The organism is Dyadobacter chenhuakuii (assembly GCF_023821985.2).
In the GTDB taxonomy this organism is placed as follows: domain Bacteria; phylum Bacteroidota; class Bacteroidia; order Cytophagales; family Spirosomataceae; genus Dyadobacter; species Dyadobacter chenhuakuii.
In genome coordinates, this window is sequence record NZ_CP098805.1 from 4,216,859 (window position 1) to 4,236,666 (window position 19,808).

At 43.6% G+C, this 19,808-nt stretch carries 20 protein-coding genes and 1 tRNA gene; 8 read left to right on the forward strand and 13 right to left on the reverse strand.

The features are described from left to right. Window positions 1–85: 85 nt before the first annotated feature. The 7 genes from NFI80_RS17415 to NFI80_RS17445 all read right to left on the reverse strand — a co-directional run bounded on the left by NFI80_RS17415 (window position 86) and on the right by NFI80_RS17445 (window position 4,745). Window positions 86–619 carry a hypothetical protein gene (locus NFI80_RS17415; protein WP_235165464.1) on the reverse strand — a complete coding sequence of 178 codons (534 nt, stop codon included), beginning with the start codon at window positions 617–619 and terminating at the stop codon, window positions 86–88. Then, entirely contained in the window at window positions 600–1,310 is a 711-nt protein-coding gene (locus tag NFI80_RS17420) for a hypothetical protein (protein WP_235165467.1), read from the reverse strand. The genes NFI80_RS17415 and NFI80_RS17420 overlap by 20 nt, the downstream gene beginning before the upstream one ends. Beyond that, on the reverse strand, window positions 1,307–1,687 hold the full coding sequence (locus NFI80_RS17425; protein ID WP_235165480.1) for a hypothetical protein: 381 nt from the start codon (window positions 1,685–1,687) through the stop codon (window positions 1,307–1,309). Before NFI80_RS17425 ends, NFI80_RS17420 begins: the two co-directional genes overlap by 4 nt. Then, window positions 1,684–2,589 (reverse strand): DUF8464 domain-containing protein, encoded by a 906-nt coding sequence (locus NFI80_RS17430; protein WP_235165484.1) that lies wholly within the window; start codon window positions 2,587–2,589, stop codon window positions 1,684–1,686. Before NFI80_RS17430 ends, NFI80_RS17425 begins: the two co-directional genes overlap by 4 nt. A gap of 368 nt (window positions 2,590–2,957) precedes the next feature. Continuing rightward, window positions 2,958–3,935 carry an AAA family ATPase gene (locus tag NFI80_RS17435; protein ID WP_235165488.1) on the reverse strand — a complete coding sequence of 326 codons (978 nt, stop codon included), beginning with the start codon at window positions 3,933–3,935 and terminating at the stop codon, window positions 2,958–2,960. 45 nt (window positions 3,936–3,980) lie between these two features. Continuing rightward, window positions 3,981–4,274: a helix-turn-helix transcriptional regulator gene (locus NFI80_RS17440; RefSeq protein WP_235165489.1), complete on the reverse strand. Its 294-nt coding sequence runs from the start codon at window positions 4,272–4,274 to the stop codon at window positions 3,981–3,983. A gap of 398 nt (window positions 4,275–4,672) precedes the next feature. Then, window positions 4,673–4,745: transfer RNA gene (locus tag NFI80_RS17445), tRNA-Phe, on the reverse strand. Between the two features lie 232 nt (window positions 4,746–4,977). On the opposite strand from NFI80_RS17445, the gene NFI80_RS17450 reads away from it, so the two are divergent. Genes NFI80_RS17450 through NFI80_RS17465 form a run of 4 tightly spaced genes read left to right on the forward strand, consistent with a single transcriptional unit; the run spans window position 4,978 to window position 8,187 of the window. Continuing rightward, window positions 4,978–6,318, forward strand: coding sequence for a 4Fe-4S dicluster domain-containing protein (locus NFI80_RS17450; RefSeq protein ID WP_235165491.1), 1,341 nt, complete (start codon window positions 4,978–4,980; stop codon window positions 6,316–6,318). Beyond that, window positions 6,319–7,116, forward strand: coding sequence for a (Fe-S)-binding protein (locus tag NFI80_RS17455; RefSeq protein ID WP_235165493.1), 798 nt, complete (start codon window positions 6,319–6,321; stop codon window positions 7,114–7,116). Between the two features lie 47 nt (window positions 7,117–7,163). Further along, window positions 7,164–7,664, forward strand: coding sequence for a hypothetical protein (locus NFI80_RS17460; RefSeq protein ID WP_235165495.1), 501 nt, complete (start codon window positions 7,164–7,166; stop codon window positions 7,662–7,664). 43 nt (window positions 7,665–7,707) lie between these two features. Next, window positions 7,708–8,187 (forward strand): gliding motility lipoprotein GldH, encoded by a 480-nt coding sequence (locus NFI80_RS17465; protein ID WP_235165496.1) that lies wholly within the window; start codon window positions 7,708–7,710, stop codon window positions 8,185–8,187. A gap of 3 nt (window positions 8,188–8,190) precedes the next feature. Here NFI80_RS17465 and NFI80_RS17470 read toward each other — a convergent pair whose 3' ends face one another. Continuing rightward, window positions 8,191–9,411, reverse strand: coding sequence for an AI-2E family transporter (locus tag NFI80_RS17470; RefSeq protein ID WP_235165502.1), 1,221 nt, complete (start codon window positions 9,409–9,411; stop codon window positions 8,191–8,193). On the opposite strand from NFI80_RS17470, the gene NFI80_RS17475 reads away from it, so the two are divergent. Further along, window positions 9,410–10,249: a hypothetical protein gene (locus NFI80_RS17475; protein ID WP_235165505.1), complete on the forward strand. Its 840-nt coding sequence runs from the start codon at window positions 9,410–9,412 to the stop codon at window positions 10,247–10,249. The two genes, NFI80_RS17470 and NFI80_RS17475, sit on opposite strands and share 2 nt — an antisense overlap. A gap of 86 nt (window positions 10,250–10,335) precedes the next feature. Beyond that, window positions 10,336–11,046 carry a response regulator transcription factor gene (locus NFI80_RS17480; RefSeq protein WP_233794796.1) on the forward strand — a complete coding sequence of 237 codons (711 nt, stop codon included), beginning with the start codon at window positions 10,336–10,338 and terminating at the stop codon, window positions 11,044–11,046. 2 nt (window positions 11,047–11,048) lie between these two features. On the opposite strand, the gene NFI80_RS17485 is transcribed toward NFI80_RS17480, so the two are convergent. Further along, entirely contained in the window at window positions 11,049–13,544 is a 2,496-nt protein-coding gene (locus tag NFI80_RS17485; RefSeq protein WP_235165512.1) for an AsmA family protein, read from the reverse strand. Between the two features lie 217 nt (window positions 13,545–13,761). On the opposite strand from NFI80_RS17485, the gene lysS reads away from it, so the two are divergent. Further along, entirely contained in the window at window positions 13,762–15,477 is a 1,716-nt protein-coding gene (gene lysS / locus NFI80_RS17490) for a lysine--tRNA ligase (RefSeq protein WP_235165519.1), read from the forward strand. 63 nt (window positions 15,478–15,540) lie between these two features. On the opposite strand, the gene NFI80_RS17495 is transcribed toward lysS, so the two are convergent. Continuing rightward, a complete protein-coding gene (locus NFI80_RS17495) occupies window positions 15,541–15,735 on the reverse strand; it encodes a cold-shock protein (RefSeq protein WP_026629450.1) in 195 nt (64 codons plus the stop codon). A 351-nt stretch (window positions 15,736–16,086) separates the two neighbouring features. Between NFI80_RS17495 and NFI80_RS17500 the strand changes: the two genes are divergently transcribed. Further along, a complete protein-coding gene (locus tag NFI80_RS17500; protein WP_026629451.1) occupies window positions 16,087–16,308 on the forward strand; it encodes a PspC domain-containing protein in 222 nt (73 codons plus the stop codon). Here the strand turns inward: NFI80_RS17500 and NFI80_RS17505 are convergent. The 3 genes from NFI80_RS17505 to NFI80_RS17515 are packed head-to-tail and all read right to left on the reverse strand — an operon-like array spanning window position 16,289 to window position 19,646. Next, window positions 16,289–17,323: a glycosyltransferase family 2 protein gene (locus tag NFI80_RS17505; protein ID WP_235165520.1), complete on the reverse strand. Its 1,035-nt coding sequence runs from the start codon at window positions 17,321–17,323 to the stop codon at window positions 16,289–16,291. The two genes, NFI80_RS17500 and NFI80_RS17505, sit on opposite strands and share 20 nt — an antisense overlap. Window positions 17,324–17,334: 11 nt before the next feature. Beyond that, window positions 17,335–17,682 (reverse strand): YbaB/EbfC family nucleoid-associated protein, encoded by a 348-nt coding sequence (locus tag NFI80_RS17510; RefSeq protein ID WP_233794792.1) that lies wholly within the window; start codon window positions 17,680–17,682, stop codon window positions 17,335–17,337. A 53-nt stretch (window positions 17,683–17,735) separates the two neighbouring features. Beyond that, a complete protein-coding gene (locus tag NFI80_RS17515; RefSeq protein WP_235165525.1) occupies window positions 17,736–19,646 on the reverse strand; it encodes a T9SS type B sorting domain-containing protein in 1,911 nt (636 codons plus the stop codon). Window positions 19,647–19,808 lie beyond the last annotated feature (162 nt).

The window sequence follows — 19,808 nt, forward strand, 5'->3', positions numbered from 1 at the left end:
TTGCTTACCAGAGCCAAAACAAGGCGTAATAAACGAGTCGAAAATGGTCGAACTTGGTCTATTTTAGCAGAAAGTACTGTATAAATTATTGATTACCAACCATTAACGGAACCACAACAACGTTTTCTTCTTTGAGGTATTGATATTCTTTACCCACTTCAATTGACTTGACGTTTGCTGCTGGACGAAGAATCAAGTACTTTTGAGATTTCAGTTCTCGTATCTCTGCAACCTCAATCATTTGTCGAAATGCATCGAAGTTGGGATATCGATTTACAAACTCTGAGATCGTTACATACTTTTCCGATTGACCGATAAAATGTGCAGTAAAGAAGATTCCTATTAATACTACCAGCGAAGGAATGAGGAATTTGCCTAGACCAAAAGAGAATGCTTGCAGGTTATCCTTAAAGTGGACTGCATGTACCTGGCCTTTGATCAATTGAGCCGCATTGCCAACCTCCTTTGTAGACTGCTGTACCGTTTGACTGAAATTGCCAAACCTGTCATTCAATTCAGTCAATATTACGGCTGTCCATTCATCCATTTCGTAACCATACTTGGCTTGAAAACTGCCTTTAATCCGGGTCAGTTCTTCCTTAGTGATTTGTGAGCTCATCTTTAAAATGGTCGTTAAGTTCTTTTTTCAATCTCATTCTCGCACCTGTCTGGTATTCACTGATACCATACCCTTTTCTCACTCCGTCCAGAATTTGGCTCCCCAAATTTGAACCTGGATCGAAATCTCCAAATGTCCGGAATCGCAAACCTAAGGCTTCGCAATTCTTTTTCAATTCGTCTGCCAATGCAGAGAAATTGTTAAACGTCGTGATGCTTTGCCAAACAGTCACCTCAAACTCACCCCGAAGCGCTATCAATAACTTTTGAAGGTAATCTACACTCGATGTGTAAGCACCGCCACCGCCGATAACCACATGGAAATTAGCCTTGAATCCCAGCTCGTCAACAAATGCTCTGAATGGCAAATCTCTCTCAATCAATGCGGGTAGCTGCTCAGATTCCGGAGCTCCGAAATCAAAATAGACACGATTAAATGGGGATTCTGCCAAGCTTTCCAGGTAGGACACCAGATTATCTCTAACCAAAACCTCCTTTTCGTTTAGTAGGGAAACCATCTCAGTACGCAACTCTCCGAGAAATTTAAGCTGCCGACTTGATGTGCCTGTTGAACTATCCAGATCCACAAAAAGGGACTGTTCGTTATTATGCTCCGCCATTCCCAACAAATAGGTAAGCAAACTTTTGCCAACACCGCCTTTGGCTTGAAGGATGAAATTGATTTCTTTCATTTTTTAGAAAATTTAGATTTAACTTCTTTAGTTGAACTTGTAGGTAGATAATCCGGATTTGTCCAGGTTATACTTTCACTTTTAGTTGTTACCCTTGGCACCGAATGTTCTGATTTTATATTGGATGCCTTGCTAACAGGCTGAACGCTTTCTTCAATTGCCGTCGCTCCACTTGTTTTACCTAAGAAATAGTGGCGGCAATATTTGACGTCAGCAGCTTTGATGAGATCCTTCTCACCCAATTCCTGATTAATCAGCTCTGCAATCATGGACAGAGATGCGCTCATGGATATGGTACCTTTGAAAAGATCGTAAAGCATCCGTTTGCGTTTGGAATCTTTCCTGGCATAGAGCCGTAGCAATATTTCTTTATTCATGGGAATCTATTTTGGATTAAAAAATCATTGAGATCCTTATGCCCAGCGTAAAACGAACTCATATCAATCACCCGAGGATATCCCTGTTTTAGCTTATTAGCCACTTTGAATCCAGATTGATCATTGTCGAGAAATAAGAATTTGGAATTGTGTTCAGACAAGTAGACTGTTGCTTTTCCTAACAGAGACAAGGAATTAAGAATTAAAAAATTCGCATCGGCCACATGAAAAACCGGTAGCATCAGATAGGATAGAAAATCCATGAAACCCTCAAAAATCAACAGATTGATGCCGTTATTTTCTATGAAGGAAATGTCCTTCGGCGCAACACAGGATTTGAAACCGTTGCTCCGGATTTCATAACCACCGGATTGATTTTTAAAAGCAATTCCTTTGAAAACCTGACCTTTATTCGAGTAGGTTAGCTCTTTACAATACGCTCGGGCAACGTCAATAGAAACTCCACGCAGGTTGAGATAAGTAATCAAGCCATCATCCTGCATGCAACCTTCATTCACTATACGCAGCTTACTTCTATCTCCCGATGTTGGAGCCTGCGCCGTTTTTTGCGGGTGAAAAGAAGAAAAACCACCAGTTATTAGCCTGATCACCTCTTTCACATCCTCTGTTTTGAAAATTTTGCAAGCCAAGTCTATCAACGTGCCGCCAACACCGCTGCCGTGGTCATACCACAGATTTTTAGTGGTGTCAACTTTAAGTGAGGGATGCACTTCCAAATCTCTTATCATACTGACATACCAATAGTTATGACCCTTTTTAATAGTAGGCTGGAATCCATTTTGATTCAAAAAACCTACTATGCTATATTGCTGATTTAATTGTTTTGCATTCATATCTTTTTCTTTTTTCACCCGCACATGTTCCGTTCCGTTCCGTTCCATGTTCCACACGTTCCACTTGTTCCATTTTGCTAAAAAATATTGATATCTATTTGACTATCAACTTGTTCCATTTTTGAACAAATTTTTGAGCGAAAAATGTGGAACAAACGGAATTTTGGAACTTTTGGAACGAATGGAACAAGCGGAACAAACGGAATGATATGGAACATCTGAGATCAAATGGAATTAATGGAACGGGTGGAACGAACGGAACTTTGGAACAAGTGGAATTTTCGGAACAAGCGGAACAAAGCCGAACTAGTCGAGTTCAATTCCGATGTGTCGCCACTTCATCGAACATTTTTTCACAATCCCCTCTCATAAACAAGGAGGGATTGTGAGAAAAATGTGGACTTCTTACAGGCCAATTATTCGTTTAGCCAGCGATGAATAGTCCCTTTGCCTCTATTCAATATTTTCGCAATCTGCTCGATGGTCTTTCCCTGATCTCTAAGCTCCCGTGCTAAGTCCTTCTGTTCCTCCTTTACGGGCATTACCTCAGTGCCTATGTGCTGCGCTTCGTCGATGTTGTCCTGGACAAACTCAAACCACAGCGATTCCGGATTCAGGCGGATCAGTTTAGCACCGTCCGTCTCTTCGCAATGCCTAGACTTCGAGCGCTTAAAGATCCGGTATTGAATATCCTGTTTGCTCTTCCGTAGAAACATGTCACTATCCGTCAAGTCAGATTTCACGCCGGAACCACTTTGAAGATCGCTGTCGGTCAGCAAATTCCTGGTATGCTTTCGTGTATGATCTGTTATAATAATCGTTGTGTCCAATAAATCGCGTAGCGTTAAAATCAAGTGCATGGCCTTTGCAACCTCTTTTCCGTTATTGGTATCGGAATTTAGAAAAGCTACCCTGAAATTGTCTAGAACAATCAAAACCGGCTTGTGGACTTTCGACATTTCAATAATTGCCTGGGCTTCTTCTTCCAGACCCTTTTTTGTTGTGTAGACGTAACTTTGATAGTTCGAAAATCTAATCTCTTCTGGTGGTGCATCAAATAGCCGGGCCAACCTTCGACTAATCGTATCTTCACTCAGTTCACAATTAATGAACAACGTGTTTCCGTGATATTCAATTGGTTCATTCCAGAGTGAAGACCATTCTGATGAAATGGCAATGCAAGCCTGAAGACCTAATAGCGTTTTTCCAGTCCCGCGCTCAGCTGCGAAGATTACTGAGGAATTTTCCAGTACATAGTTTCCCAACAAACGCCTGAGGGGAGCGAGGGTTCTTCCTTTGACCGCGAGATTTTCCATTTTGTTTAATGAAGATTTATGTAAAATCTTTCCTTCCAAATGGTTGTGAAAACCATTCAGGGCAGTTAATTTTGTCATACAAGTTTTGATAAGATTTTTTGAAGGGGTAATGCGTTCGAGGCATTATCCCTTTTTCTTTGATTTTTGATTTGTGTACATGTAATTCAACACCTCGGATTTCACAAAATACAGTCTTCGGTGTAGCCTGCGATAAGGTAGCCCATCCTTCTGCCACTGATTAAGAGTCACCAGTGAGATGTTCAGCTCCTTGGCCATTTGCGCTCGGGACAAGAGTCTTTCATCACTACTGGACATCTGATCAGCCTTAGGACTAAATGCATTCTTAAATTCTTCTTGAATCACCTGTCTGGTAAAGTTTTTTAGCTCGTCAAACTCAATTACTACTAGCTTGGTCATGGCACATTTGTTTTTGATTGGTAATGGCAAATGTTGGGGCGAAGGCCTTGAAAAAGCAAGTATGAAAAAGTATGAACTTTGCTTAGCTTGTGTTAAATGCATTTAAACGCTGTATAGGCGTATTTTGCTTAGCCTCGAAGCAAAGCGAGAAAAAGCAAAATTTCGATTTGAGATAAGAAAGGATAAAGTACGTTGGATAAAGCTGCCAGAAATTGGCGTAGGAAGCTCTAATTCTAGTCTCCTGTTGTGACAATGTTGTATGTTGTCCGGATTAGATAGAAGAGGGAGCTTTGAGTCTGTTAATCTGGAATTTTGAGGAAACTGTAAACCAGAATGTAAACCAAACAAAAAACCGCTCGACAATCTATTGATTATCAAGCGGTTGACTTTGTATTCTGTGGTGATGGACGGAATCGAACCGCCGACACAAGGATTTTCAGTCCTTTGCTCTACCGACTGAGCTACATCACCAGGCTCAATTGGTTCCCTTTGGGACTGCAAAACTAGAAGTTTGGTTTTGCTTTGCAAACTATTTGCTGAAATATTTCTCAATTTGTTTGTCGCAACAACCTACTCCCTTGATAATCTTTGTTTTACGGGCATAGCCGCATATTTTATCTTAAAAACATTTGCACCGACTTACATTTTTACCATATTTGTTAAGGTATGCTTGCATACTAATGATGCGTTTAAATGATTCGAAATGGCAATATTTCAGCAAATCTTATTTATAGCCGTCCTGGCAACAGTCGCCTGGCTGGCTTATCGGCGGGTTACGCTGATCCGGTCTACGATTCAGCTGGGCAAGCCGGAGGACCGTTCAGATAATCCCGGAGAAAGGCTTTCTACAATGCTGCGCATTGCTTTCGGGCAAAAGAAAATGTTTGATCGACCGCTGATCGGCTTCCTTCATTTCGCGGTTTATATTGGTTTTATCCTGATTAATGTTGAAATCCTGGAAATTGTTCTGGATGGCGTTCTGGGAAAGCATCGCGTGTTTGCGCCGTTTCTGGGTGGGTTTTATCCGGTGCTGATTGGTTTTTTTGAGGTGCTTGCTGTGGGCGTGCTGGTTGCTTGTGTAATTTTTCTGCTCAGGCGCACGGCGGTTAAAGTGGAAAGATTACAGCCTGTCCGTCACCGCGAAATGAACGGCTGGCCTGCGCTGGATGGCAAGCTGATCCTGGTTTTTGAAATTGTGCTCATGATCGCGATCCTGACCATGAATGCTGCCGACCTGGCACTTCAGGACAGGGGAAATCCGCATTATCCACAAACAGGTGACTTTCTGTTCAGCCAGTTCCTCAAACCGCTTTTTGAAAATTGGAATGAAAATACGCTTGTGATTTACGAGCGGTTTGCCTGGTGGTTTCACATTATCGGCATTTTCGTTTTTGCAGTCTATCTCACTTATTCCAAGCATTTACACATTGTCCTGGCATTTCCGAACACGTATTTTGCAAAGTTGGCGCCGAAGGGAAAAATGGACAACATGCCGGAAATTACAGCTGAGGTGAAGACTATGCTGGGAATTGAAACTACCCAAACGGGCGAAGCAGCTGTGATTCCTGACCGGTTTGGGGCAAAGGATGTGCCGGATCTTTCCTGGAAAAACCTTATGGACGCGTATTCCTGCACGGAATGCGGACGCTGTACTGCTGCTTGTCCGGCTAATATAACGGGAAAGAAATTGTCCCCGCGTAAGATTATGATGGACACGCGCGACAGACTGGAAGATGTGGGCAGGAACATGCAGAAAAACGGCGGACAGTTTGTGGATGATGGCAAAAGCCTGATCGGGGACTATATTTTGGTCGAAGAAATAAATGCCTGCACTACTTGCAATGCGTGCGTGCAGGAATGCCCGGTGCTCATTAATCCGCTGGACATTATTTTGCAACTGCGCCGACATAAGGTGATGGATGAATCGCAGGCGCCCGCAAGCTGGAATATGATGTTCCAAAACCTGGATACGAATCAGGCGCCATGGAAATTTTCACCGGGTGACCGTTTTAATTGGGCCGCAGCCCTTGAACCGAAAGAATAAATGAGCGATCTCGTATATAAAGTGCCTACAATGGCCGAAATGGCGGCAAATAATGAAGCTCCCGAGGTTCTGTTCTGGGTGGGCTGTGCTGGCTCGTTCGACGACCGCTATAAGAAAGTGACGGTCGCTTTTGTAAAGATATTGAATAAGGCTGGCGTAAAATTTGCTGTGTTAGGCACAGAGGAGAGCTGCACGGGTGATCCGGCGCGGCGGGCGGGCAATGAATTTACATTTCAAATGCTTGCTATGTCCAACATTCAGGTGCTTGATATGTATGGAATTGAGAAGATCGTGACGGCTTGTCCACATTGTTTTAATACATTAAAAAACGAGTATCCGGAGCTGGGCGGCAATTATGAGGTGATCCATCATTCAACGTTTTTGCAGCAACTTATCGATGAAGGCCGGGTGCGGATCGAAGGCGGGGAAACATTCAAAGGCAAGAAGATCACATTTCACGATTCCTGCTATCTGGGTCGTGCGAATAACATTTACGAGGCGCCAAGGCATGTTTTGGAAGCATTGGATGCCGATCTGGTCGAAATGAAAAGATGCCGGACCAAGGGACTTTGCTGCGGCGCGGGCGGCGGACAAATGTTCAAAGAGCCGGAACCGGGCAAAAAGGACATTAACATTGAAAGAATTGAAGAGGCGCTGGCAACAGGTGCCGATACCATTGCGGTTGCATGCCCGTTTTGTATGGTTATGATGACGGATGGTGTTAAAAATAAAGAAAAGGAAAGCGCAGTTAAAGTTTATGACCTCGCGGAACTGATCGCTCAGGCCGAAGGGTTATAATGTTGCCCTGCGCACTATCAATTAGTTTTATTTAAAAATATTGAATCATGTACATTCCATTTAGCGATATCGATTTTCAAGCCCGTGTGTGGATATATCAGGCTGATCGTCAGCTAACTGACACAGAAGTTGGCATTTTGACCGAAACTTTGAAAGCATCACTGGATGGCTGGGAAGCACACGGAAAACCGCTGACAGCCTCGGGGAAAGTGTTCGAACATCGTTTTGTGGTTATTGCGGTGGATGAAAACGATGAGCTTCCAAGCGGCTGCTCTATTGACAAGTCAGTACATTGGATGCAAGCTGTGGGCGGATCGATGAACATTAATTTCTTTGATCGCTCTATCGCTTACTTAGGGGCTGATGATCAGATTCATACCGTGCCGGTTCCGAGCATTAAGCAGGCTGTTACGGATGAAATCCTTTTGCCTTCGACCATTATTTTTGATAATCAGGTAACGACAAAAGCGCAGTGGATGAACCATTGGAAGACGCCAGCGTCAAACTCCTGGCTTAACCGCTACTTTTCCGCGCAATCCAGCGTTTAGGTTTAAATGATTAGTTTTGTCAATTAAACGATAACGGTCCGGAATGAAGTTTTTTTGGTTTGTCTCAATTTTTACGCTCTGCCTTACATTGTCCGGCTGTGATGAAAACGTGGTTTACAAAGCGCACGAGGACATTGATGACGGACTTTGGTATATCAAAAACAAGCCGACCTTTAAAGTTGAGATAACGGATACTACGGCGACTTATAATCTCTATTATCTGCTTCGTAACACGCTGCAGTATCCTTATTATAACATGTATCTGACCAGGAATTTCACCGGTCCGGATCAAAAAGTGATTTCTAATACATTGGAAGAGGTTTATCTTTCCAACGAAACCACAGGAAAGCCTTACGGCCACGGGCTAGGAGATCTTTTTGACCACAAAATCCCTTTCCTGAAAAATCATAAATTCCAAAGATCCGGAATTTATACATTCACGCTGACCCAATCCATGCGCCAAAACCCACTCCCGTTTGTGATGAGCGTGGGTATCAGTGTTGAAAAAGTGGCGGTGAAATAAAGCTTAGATTTCCGGTTTGATGGCAGGCGGTGTATTCCCGTCAGGGCGGTTGCGGGGTTTGTTGCGATATCTGCGATAAGGTTTTTTCTTAAATTCCTTTTCAACAGTCTGCTCTATAACCGCTTCTTTTTGATCTTCTTTCACTTCATGGACGGGTTCGCCGAGCAAAAATCCGTAAGGTTCCATACTTGGGATCGTATCAAAAATCACTTTCAGAATTGCAGTTACCGGCAAGGCCAGGATCAATCCGGACAAACCCCATAATTGCCCGCCTAAAAACAGCGCGACAATGGCAGCCAGCGGGTTGACACTCACTTTGGAACCCACAATGTTTGGCGTAATAAAATTCCCTTCCAAAAATTGAACAAAGCTCATAATCCCAATCACACCCACCGCATACCAGGGCGAATCCATGGTAACAACGGCTAACAGCGCAGGCAGTACGGACCCGATAAGGATCCCAATGTATGGAATGAGAATTAAGAACCCGGCCAGAAAACCGAAGAAAATCGCATGCGGAATGCCTAATAGCAGCAATCCAATGCTGTTTAAAACACCCACAATCAGAATCACCAGGAACAATCCCGACAGGTAACTCTGAATCACTTCATATATTTTTTTCAAAAGCGCATTCAGCGACTCGTTAGGCACATTGGTAATGGCTTTATGAACAAAACGCCTGAAAAAATCGCGGTAAAGCAGGAAGAAGAATATGTATAGCGGGATTAAAATGAATGTTGAAATAGCGCCGGTGGTGGTAACCAGGGTATTTAATAAAACGGCCCTACCCTCACTCAATGCATTGATCAAATATTTTTTGCCTTCGCTGACCTGCTGGCTGCGGCTGATGTTGAGATAGCGCTCACCCATTGTAAGTGTTTGATCCAAAATGGTCTCCGCTTTCTCTGTGATCCTGGGAAGTTCTTCTGCGAAACTGCCGATTTGCAAAGACACAACATACACAAGCACGATGATCACCAGAAAAAGGGCAAGAATACTAAGCAGAATAGATCCGATCCGCGGTACGCGATGCCTTTCCAGCCAGGCGCAAACGGGATGCAGAAGGATAGCGAGCAAAATAGAAAACGCAATGGGAATGATCGTTTCCCGAAGAATAAAGAGGATATAGACAAACGCAATAAGTGCGACCAGTATGCTCGCCAGTTTCAGGTAAAGAGGGGTTTCTTTATCTTTGTTTGGAAGAGGACGTAACGATGAATTCATGAATAAATTAATGTATCTGTGGTTTGCTGTCAAAACTGTGTTCTGTACTTGCCAGCCTGATCATAAGATCAACGATTTCAAGAAAGTACGTTCTCAATACAAAATTAGCAAAATAGGCAAGCTTCCCGCTGTTGCCTCGGAAAGTTCAGGTTTGGCAAATGGCTCGGCGCCTGGCTTATTCACTACGCATAATGATAGCGGCGGCAATGCGGAGCTTTACGAATTTGACCTTTCCGGCAAGCTTATTTCAACAAAAAAAGTCCCTGACTCAAAGAATGTAGACTGGGAAGATGTGACGAAAGATGCGGAAGGCAATTTCTATATTGGTGATTTTGGAAATAACGGGACGCCAAGGGACCAGTTCGAGGTCTATAAATTTGACGAAAAACAGCATACTACCGAAAAAATTTCATTTCGATATGCGGATCAGAAATCGACGGGAAGGATCAACAACAGACCCGCATTCGATTGTGAATCTGTATTTTATTATCAAAAAAATCTTTATCTCCTTTCAAAAAATTGGGATAAAAACAAATATGTCAAACTTTACCGTCTTCCTGCAACACCTGGAAATTACACCCTAACTGCTGTTGACAGCATTGCCATTGATTCGCAGGTTACAGCGGCCGATATCAGCCCGGACGGTAAGACTTTCGCTTTGCTGACTTATGGTAAGATCCTGCTGTTCGGCGTGGAAGGCAACCGCATTGATTTCAGTAAACCACGTGGCTGTTTTCGGTTGGTGAAAAAACAAAATGAGGCGCTCCTGTTTTTGAATAATACCGATATGCTCGTGACAAATGAGCAGGGCGATATTTACCGGATTACTTATAAATGATATTATGTTTCTGTTAACAATGTTGTAATGCATATAATCTGAATATAACATCTGCTAATTTCGAACTGCGTTTTAATAGAAAAAACATGAGCATTGCTAAATCTGCCGCGTCAGCCCCAAAAGTCCTAGTTGTTGACGACGACTCCGATATCGTTGAACTTCTGGAATATAATTTAATTAAGGAAGGCTATTCGGTGGTTACCGCTTCCAACGGCAAGAAAGCGATCGAAATCGCCAAGACATTTATTCCTGATCTGATCCTTCTGGACATTATGATGCCGCAGCTCGACGGCATCGAAACCGGGCGCATTTTGCGCAGTAACCCGGAAATCAAAAATACTTACATTCTTTTCTTAACGGCCAGGTCGGAAGAGTATTCGGAGGTTGCCGCATTTGATGTGGGCGCTGATGACTACATTACCAAGCCTATCAAGCCGCGGGCTCTGATGAGCCGCATTAATGCATTGTTCCGTAGGGAAGCTCAGAAAGCAGAATCCGGTGATCAGATCGACATTCTGGATTTGACCATTAACCGGAAAAATTATACGGTTACGCAAGGTTCCGAAAAGTCTGTTGTACTGCCTAAAAAGGAATTTGAATTACTGTTTTTTCTCGCGCAGACGCCGAATAAAGTGTTTAACCGCGACGAATTATTGCAGAAAATCTGGGGTGCGGACATTTACGTTCTCGAAAGGACTGTGGACGTCCATATCAGAAAACTGCGTGAAAAATTGGGCGACCGTTACATTAAAACCCTTAAAGGTGTGGGTTATATGTTCAGCAACGAACAAGAATAACCTTATTTTTCGATAAGATCGGGGTCAATCTCCGGTTCGTCCTTTTTATCCTTTTCCTTGTCTTTTTTCTTTCTGAATGCGAGCTTAATATTTACTTCACCATTTTCGTCGATCGCCCTCAGGAAGATTTTCGAGCCCTGCTTTTTCTCTTCGTTGTTCGGGTCGAGCACGTATGTCGAATCCCGCTTTTTGAGATTGCTCAGCGGAATTTGAATGTTGATATCCGTTTTCTTACCAAAGCTGTAAATGCCATCAATGTAAAGCGTTACCACATTCGACTCAATTTCCATTGGCGCAATTTCGATCTCCTGGCCACTCAGCTTGAAATCGCTGCGGATAGGCGCGAACTTCACTCGCTCAAAGTTTCTTCGTTTGAAAATGAGTTTTTTCATCTTCATAAAAGGCTCGAAATTGAGAATGTAGGCATTTGTAAGGTCGATGCGCAACAAACCTTTCATCGTGGAGGGAACCAGCCGGACATTGTTATTAAGCCTTGACTCAAAACTAAAATCGGTGTTTAAAATTCCCTTCAGATTTTCATGGGTAAAGGTCTTTTGTCCAAAATTATCAAACGAATAAAACACGGAATGTACATCCGCATTGGAAATTTTGCCGCGCATGGCCATATGAGGCAGCTGGCTTGCTCCTGAATTGTCCATTTCCCCGGAAACACGCACATTCCCGCCTCCAAATGCTTTCATGACAAAATACTCAATGCTGACAGCATTGTTTTTGATCGTAAACTGCCCTTTTACATCTTTGGCATTAAAATTCCTGTAATTCAGCTTCTTAGCATCCAGTTTGGCAACGATCTGCATCTGGTCGATGGCGTCATCGAGCAATTCCACCAGTTTAAGCTTCTTCTTTTTCTTCGTTACCACTTGCCGGGGCGCCAGTAGCGTTTCCAGCCAGTTCATTTTCCAGTTGGGAATGTTAATGTCCACATTAGCCCGTAACGGTTTAGGCGAGCCAAATAAATAAGGGATCAGATCGAGCACTTTTCCCCTGATATAGAGCATATTCTGGCCATCGGAAAAGCTTAGGTCGGGGAATACAAATGCCTGTTCGTTAAATGTTACGTCGCCTTTTATTTTTTTCAAATGTACCTGCCTTGGCAGATAATCCATCGAAATGTTGTTGATGGAAACCTTGCCGCTCAGTTTGCCATTAAACCGGTCGCGGTCAGGGTCGTAAAAGTTTTTCAGACTGCCGTCAAAATTGAAATCTATTTTCGCCGTACCGTTTTTGAATCGATAGCGCTTTGGATCCAGAAGCTGGTCCAGGTTCGTGGAATCAGCATCAACGTTTCCAGTGATCCTTGCAACTGGATTCCGGAAATTGGTAATGGCAATGGCCAGCCGGAAAGGGATGCTTTCAAATTTTCCTTTGACATCCGGTGCTGTCACCCGTGAATTGAGCGGTCCGGGTATTTGTGTCGTATCGGCCTGATTGGTGAAGGTGCCTTCTGCCTGCATATCCCTTAAGACGCCCACAGGCAGGCTGTACTGAAATGTATCCGTCTTGAAATATACGTCAACGTGCGGTTGCACCGTACTGGCTATCCCACCATTCACATGAACCTTTGTATCCACCTCCGTTTGGATGCCGATGGAGTCAAGCTGCTCCTTAATCCTTCGATTCAATAACGGAAGCGCATTTTTGATCGCAATTTTCTTGGCTTCGAAATTGAGCGTAAATTGTTTCGAGGAATCGGCAAAATCAAATATCCCGTTAATCCCGATTTTATCATTGGTAGCACTTTCCAATACAGAAGGATAGATTTTAAGCAGCTTATTTTCGGCGTCATAGGCCAGCGCAACGCCAATCCTCGTTTCCTGGTTGATCAGAAAACCACCTTTCTTTGGTTTGAAAGTCAGCTGATTAAACAACACAGACCCGTTCAGGCTGGCATTTGTCGTGGAATCCGTTGTGGTTAAGATATTCGTTACATCATGAAGCAATGCTCCGTAATATTTTTGTTTTAAAGAGTCGGAATAGCTGACGGAAAAGTTAACAAAACGCATGTTGCCCAGCTTTTTCAAGAGCCCGTCGTTTCCGTCTGAGTCTTTTTTCTTCTTTTTCCCAGAATCGCTTTTAAAAATGCTTAAATTGGAATAGCCGTCCTTTTGGACAAATAATCTCATCTTCCCGTTTTCCAGGATCAGGTTCTTAATCTTGATATTCCCTTTATAAAACCCCGCAAGATCCAGAGCAATGTGCATTTGCTCCGCTTCTAAGAAAGGCTTCTGGTGACGCTGGTAAAGGCTGTCGGTAAGCTTAATGTTGGTTAAGGTGAAATTCAGACCGAAAGATCCGCTGAAAGGCCTGAACTTAAAGTCTTCAATTTCCAGATTTCCATTCAGGTTCTCGTTTGCAAACTCTTTGGTTTTCTTGAAGATATTATCCCTGTTTCTGTAAACCCATATCTCGACTGCACCGAAAAGGAAGAATGCACAGAGGGCAATTATTCCAAAGATTTTTAAAATTCTTGCAAACATGAAAAGAGGGATTTAACGCAATTAATGTCCGACTTGCCTGATAATAAAAGCTGCATTCGGCATTAAACAAATTATTAATAACGTGCCAGCACATATACGTTTACAACGAACGAATGCAGGTTAATGGTTTCATCCTCGTTATTCAAGCAAAATATAGTACTTTTGCGGACTCTTTTCGAACATTGAGGTTGTCGTTTTCAAACCATTACTGTCAAAAATGCTATTAAGCGAACAGGAAATATTGCGCAGACAAAAGCGCGAAGAATTAATGCGGATGGGCATAGAACCATATCCTGCCGAAGAATTTGTGGTGAATACATATGCCGCAGACATTGCCAAGAATTACGAAAACAATAAGATAGATTATAAGCACGTCACAATGGCAGGCAGGCTCATGGGTTTCCGGATTATGGGAAGCGCTGCATTTGCCGAGTTTCAGGACAGCACCGGACGTGTACAATTATATTTCCGCCGGGACGATCTTTGCCCGGGAGAAGACAAAACACTTTACAACACCGTATTCAAAAAACTGCTGGACATCGGGGATATCATTGGTATTCAAGGGTTTGTATTTACTACGCAAACCGGAGAGATATCAGTCCATGTACAGGAATTTAAGCTGTTAAATAAATCATTGCGCCCGCTTCCCGTGGTAAAACGCGATGAAGAAGGCAACATTTACGACGGTTTTACCGATCCGGAATTGCGTTACCGCCAGCGTTACGTGGATTTGATCGTGAATCCGGAAGTACGTGATATTTTTATCAAAAGGGCCCGGATCATTACAACGATGCGATCGTTTTTTGATTCAAAAAGCTGGCTTGAAGTGGAAACGCCTGTTTTGCAAAGCATTCATGGAGGCGCTGCGGCGAGGCCGTTTGAAACGCATCACAATTCGCTGGATATGGATCTATTCCTTCGTATTGCGACGGAATTGCATTTAAAACGGCTTATAGTAGGCGGGTTTGAAGGTGTTTATGAATTTGGGAAACTGTTCCGGAACGAAGGAATGGACCGGACGCACAATCCTGAGTTTACGACGGTTGAACTATACGTTGCCTACAAGGACTACCTGTGGATGATGCAGATGACCGAGCAACTGCTCGAACAAGTTGCACTGGCAGTGAATGGGAAAACGACCGTTATATTCGGAGAAACAGAGCTGGATTTTGCCGGACCTTACCCAAGATTGAGCATTACAGACGCTATCAAGCAATACACAGGCCTGGATGTTGAAGCGCTCGACGAGGATAGCATCCGCCAGCAATGCCGCGCGTGGGGAATGGAAGTGACCGAAAGCATGGGTAAAGGAAAGCTGATTGACGAGATCTTCGGCGAAAAAGTAGAAGCGAACATTATCCAGCCTACATTCATTACGGACCATCCCGTTGAAATGTCCCCGCTGACTAAAAAGCACCGCACAAAACCAGGCATGGTGGAGCGTTTCGAGCTTTTTGTCAATGGCAGGGAAATCGCCAATGCATATTCCGAGCTGAATGATCCTTTGGAACAGCGCGAGCGCTTTGAAGACCAGCTGAAACTGAAAGAACGTGGCGACGACGAGGCGATGGAAATGGATGATGATTTCCTAAGAGCCCTTGAATATGGGATGCCGCCAAGTTCAGGCATAGGCATCGGGATTGACAGGCTTACTATGCTGCTTACCAATAATTCCAGCATTCAGGAAGTGATTTTCTTCCCGCAAATGCGTCCGGAACGCAGGGTTGAGATGGCTAAGGAGCTGGATTATATCAATGCCGGAGTGCCTGCAGCATGGGTCCCTGCATTACAGAAAATGAACATTCTTACCATCGAACAGCTGAAAGCAGCTAACCCCAACAAGATTTTCAATGATCTGGGCGGTATGCGGAAAAAGCTTAAAATAGAGGAAAAAATGCCTTTACTGGATGATGTAAAGGCTTGGATAGCTTAAAGAACAAATGAAAAATGCCACTCTGACCGAGTGGCATTTTTCATTCCTGCAAAAAAAATACGATTATATCTTTTTTACCTGGACAGCGTTTAGTCCTTTTTTCCCTTCAACGACTTCGTATTCCACTTGGTCATTTTCACGGATAGTAAGTCCTCCCAATCCTGTCACATGGACAAAGATGTCTCTGTTTGTGTCGTCTTCAACGATGAAGCCGTATCCCTTAGCTTCATTGAAAAATTTTACAGTACCTGTTGGCATAATGGTTGAATAAAAAAAATTGAAATAAGGTGAAAATACAAGACAATTGTAATCGTTTCAATCAAAAAGCCAAAACGCTTAACCAAATAATTGAGGGAGGCTCACTGCATTGGTAAAAGAAACTTTGGATTTTTTCATCAAGACATCTCGATTATAATGAACAAATTACAAAATCTTGAATCACAAAGAAACAAAAATTGTTTGGAAAACAATTTATTTGATTAAAGAATTTGAAAATTTACGACTTAGCGGTATTTTGCCAATTCGCCCTGTTTTTTTGGGTAATTTGAATACCGAATTGTATATGCGGGTAAAAATCCTTAATTATGATGTAATTATTGAAAAATGGGTATGAGCAGACTTCGGTATTACGTTGAGGATCAAATATTTGGTGTATGCGCAAAGTTGGGCGAAAAGCTCAATTTCCCGGCTAGCAGCGTCCGGTTATACTTTATTTATGCCACCTTCATGACCTTCGGTTCGCCGATTATCCTTTATCTGGTGCTTGCTTTCTGGATGGAGCTGCAAAAACACTGGCGCCGTCACAACAGTCCTACGATCTGGGAACTGTAATTTTATTGATAGTAATCCCCGTCAACTGACTGAAACGGTGCTTTCCCAGCACAAAATACTCCCAAACAATGCTTCTGTAATAAAGTGGTGCGCGATATGACGTTCTTTTCGTCGTTTTGATAAGCGCAGGAATCATCATATAAAATGCAATGTGCGCCCTCAGAATCGCAACAACGTCGGGCCAGGCACCGGTAGCCATAAACCGCACGCTTGAAATCCCGTCGAGTATCAACCGGATAAAAACGGTTTTCCATCTCCTGCCTTTTGGCAAGTTCTTAAAAAGCATGATCAGGTTGTTCCGGTAATTAAGGAAGGTTTTGCGCGGGTTGGATTTGTGCAAAGTGCCGCCTCCCACATGGTAAACCACTGATTTACCGCAATAGGTAATGCGATATTGCATGTTCAGCAACCGCCAGCAAAGGTCAATTTCCTCCATATGCGCGAAAAACGACTCGTCAAAACCACCTGCTCGATGGAAAGCTGAGGCACGCACAAAAAGACAAGCACCCGTTGCCCAGAACACATCCTGCTCGTCGTCGAACTGACCCAGATCTTCTTCCCGGGTGTCAAAAATGCGCCCTCTGCAAAAGGGGTAACCCAGGTAATCCATATATCCGCCGGCCGCACCTGCGTATTCGAAGTGCGTTGGAAGATCGTAGGCGCGTATTTTCGGTTGGCAGGCAGCAATCCTTTCGTCCGAATCCATGAAGGAGATCACCGGTTGTATCCAGTTTTCGGTAACCTCAATGTCGGAGTTCAGCAGGATGTAATAGTCAGCTTCAATGCGTCCTAAAGCATCATTATATCCGCCCGCATAACCTTTGTTCTCGGAAATGGTGAGCGTATTTAATGTTGGATATGAAGCATTTAACCAGTCGAGCGAATGGTCCGTAGATGCATTATCAGCTATCCAGACTGAATAGCCTGCCGAATATTTTAAAATGTTGGGAAGGAATTGTTCGAGATGGTGTCTGCCGTTATAATTCAGGATGACAATCGCAACAGTGGGAGCCATTGATGAGGTGGTTATTTCATAAACCCTCCTAAATCAAGCCCGGGAATGTTGGGAAGTACACCATCCGTAGCTTTTTGCAAATGCTCCTTTATTTTTGGTTCAATGTTATCCAATGCTTTATTGACTGCGGCAACAATCAGATCCTGCAACATTTCCTTATCGTCCGGATTGACAAGGTCTTTATCAATATCCAGTCCTATTAATGCTTTTTGTCCGTTTACAGTCGCTTTCACCATTCCGCCGCCTGACTCAGCAACCTGGGTCAGCGTTACCAATGAATCCTGCGCGTCTTTCATGCGAGACTGAAGGTCTTTCATTTTGCCCATGAGCCCCATCATATCCGCCATATTACCAAACATAGTCGTACTAATTAAGTGATGCTTTTATAAAACCTTTTTACCGGAAATGGTTCCTATCGTAAAAGCATAAATGTACCACTTTTTTCAACAGTTTGATTGATATCATCCACGAAAGTCATTTTGTAAACATACGATCCTTCCGGCGCATTTGCCCCGTTTATAGTGCCGTCCCAGCCGCTTGCAATGTCGTTGGAATGGAAAACAACCTGCCCCCAGCGGTTCATCACCGAGAAGTTAAACGATTGAAGCTGATTGGATTTAGCTTCCAGAACGTCATTGTAGCCATCACCATTTGGGCTGAAAGCCTGCGGCACAAAAACGCCTGCACTTCTTTTGTAATTGACTACATTGGACAAGCTCTCAAAACCGCCCTGCGTGGAATTCGCCCGGACTTTGAAATTGTATTCAAGATCGCTTTGGGCATTCACCTTTACCGTGTAGCTTGAATTCATCTGAACCGGAATCGCCTCTTCCGGCGCGCTCGAACCGACACGGATCACATCATAACCGGAAACGCCTGCAAGAATTGGCGACTCAGTACTCCAGTTGAGCGTGGTTAAGTTCTTTTTGAGCAAAATCGTGCAAATGGGCTGCGAAGCGGGGACTTTCTGACCGCAGGAATTGGTATAACTGATGCGGTAGCAATAAGAAAGCTCGTCAGTCTTAACTTCCGGATCGGAATATTCACTTTGATTAAAAAGCGTAATGATTTTCTTGAACAATGTTGCGCCAGCCTCCGCTTTCTCGATGGTCAGGTCGTAAGTGCTGTTGGGACCGGCTCCCGGAACACTTGCTTTAATCGTTACAAGATGATCACCGTCAACAGTTACGGCTGCGTCCTTGATCGGTTTGGGAGAAGCAATTTCCGCTTTCACACCAACCGGCGCCGATGTGGAAGTTACATCATTGATCTTGGCAACAACCTGATATTCAGAATAACTGCCGCATTCCACGTCTTCATCCATATAGGTAATGTCATTAATGGAAGTGAAAGTTTTCACAATGGTCCCGTCGCGTAAAAGATCATACGATGTAAAATCAGTCGCATCCGGATATTTGCTCCATGTCAGAATGTTTTTCCCGTCCTCCGACTTTCCTGAAAGCGTCATGCTGCTGTAAACACGGCTGTCATTTTTACCCGAACAAAGGTCCTCAGAAGAGAGCTTCACCTGATAGGCCTGTGTCGTAACCATATTTTTCACATCAAAAGGCTGTACGCCGCCGGATGACCGTCTTCCTGCTGATGTATAGGTTGAATTATTTGTACTATAATTGATATCTGTATAAACACCGCTCAAACCCTGATATACGATCCGTAGCGTGCCGTCCCCCCGCATTTCAACCGATTTGATGGCGATATCATTAAGCTGCGCCTGCTGAAAAGTGATAGGAAGTGACGTCGCACGGCCGGCAGCGCATCCTTTCCCGACATATAGTCCTGTAATCAATGCTGTCGGATTACTGCTTACATCGGCATAACTGTGTTCTATCACGAGTGGGCTTCCTTTTTTCCAGATGTCCGTCTTTCCATCTCCCCATTCTATTTTCACCTCGTCATAGGCGCTCAGGATGACATCGTCGGTGAGGCTTAGAAATATCTTTCCACCACCGCACGAGGAATATTGCGGTGTGACAACGCGGGTCTCGAAGACTTTAACACTTTGACAAGCGTAGAACTGTCCGGAGGATACGGCCCCCTGCTGCAACATAGTGTAAGTGCCTGGAAGAGAATATGTAAAACTGGGGCCATTCTGTATTTTTGGAGATTTTCCGTCATAAGAAGCATCATAACCAACCAAAATTGGGTTCGGGACAGTATTTGTCACCCTAACTACGAGCGGCGCACAGCCTTCCGACTTGTCCATTGTGAAACCGCCCCCTCCGCGGTCGCAAAGTCCCTGGGCCTGCAGTGTGTTACCAACTAAAATGAAGAGGAAGAAAAGTGATAGTAGTATTAATCTCATAAGTGTGCAATGTTATAACATGACTTTTTTAGAGACTCCATATTACTAATGGAGTGTTATCAAGAAGTGATGGTTGTAAAGGGTCTGCAAAAATAATCTATTTCGGGCGAGAATGCCGCTTACTATTTTAACGGGATTGCATCCAAAGTATTATTCTGATTT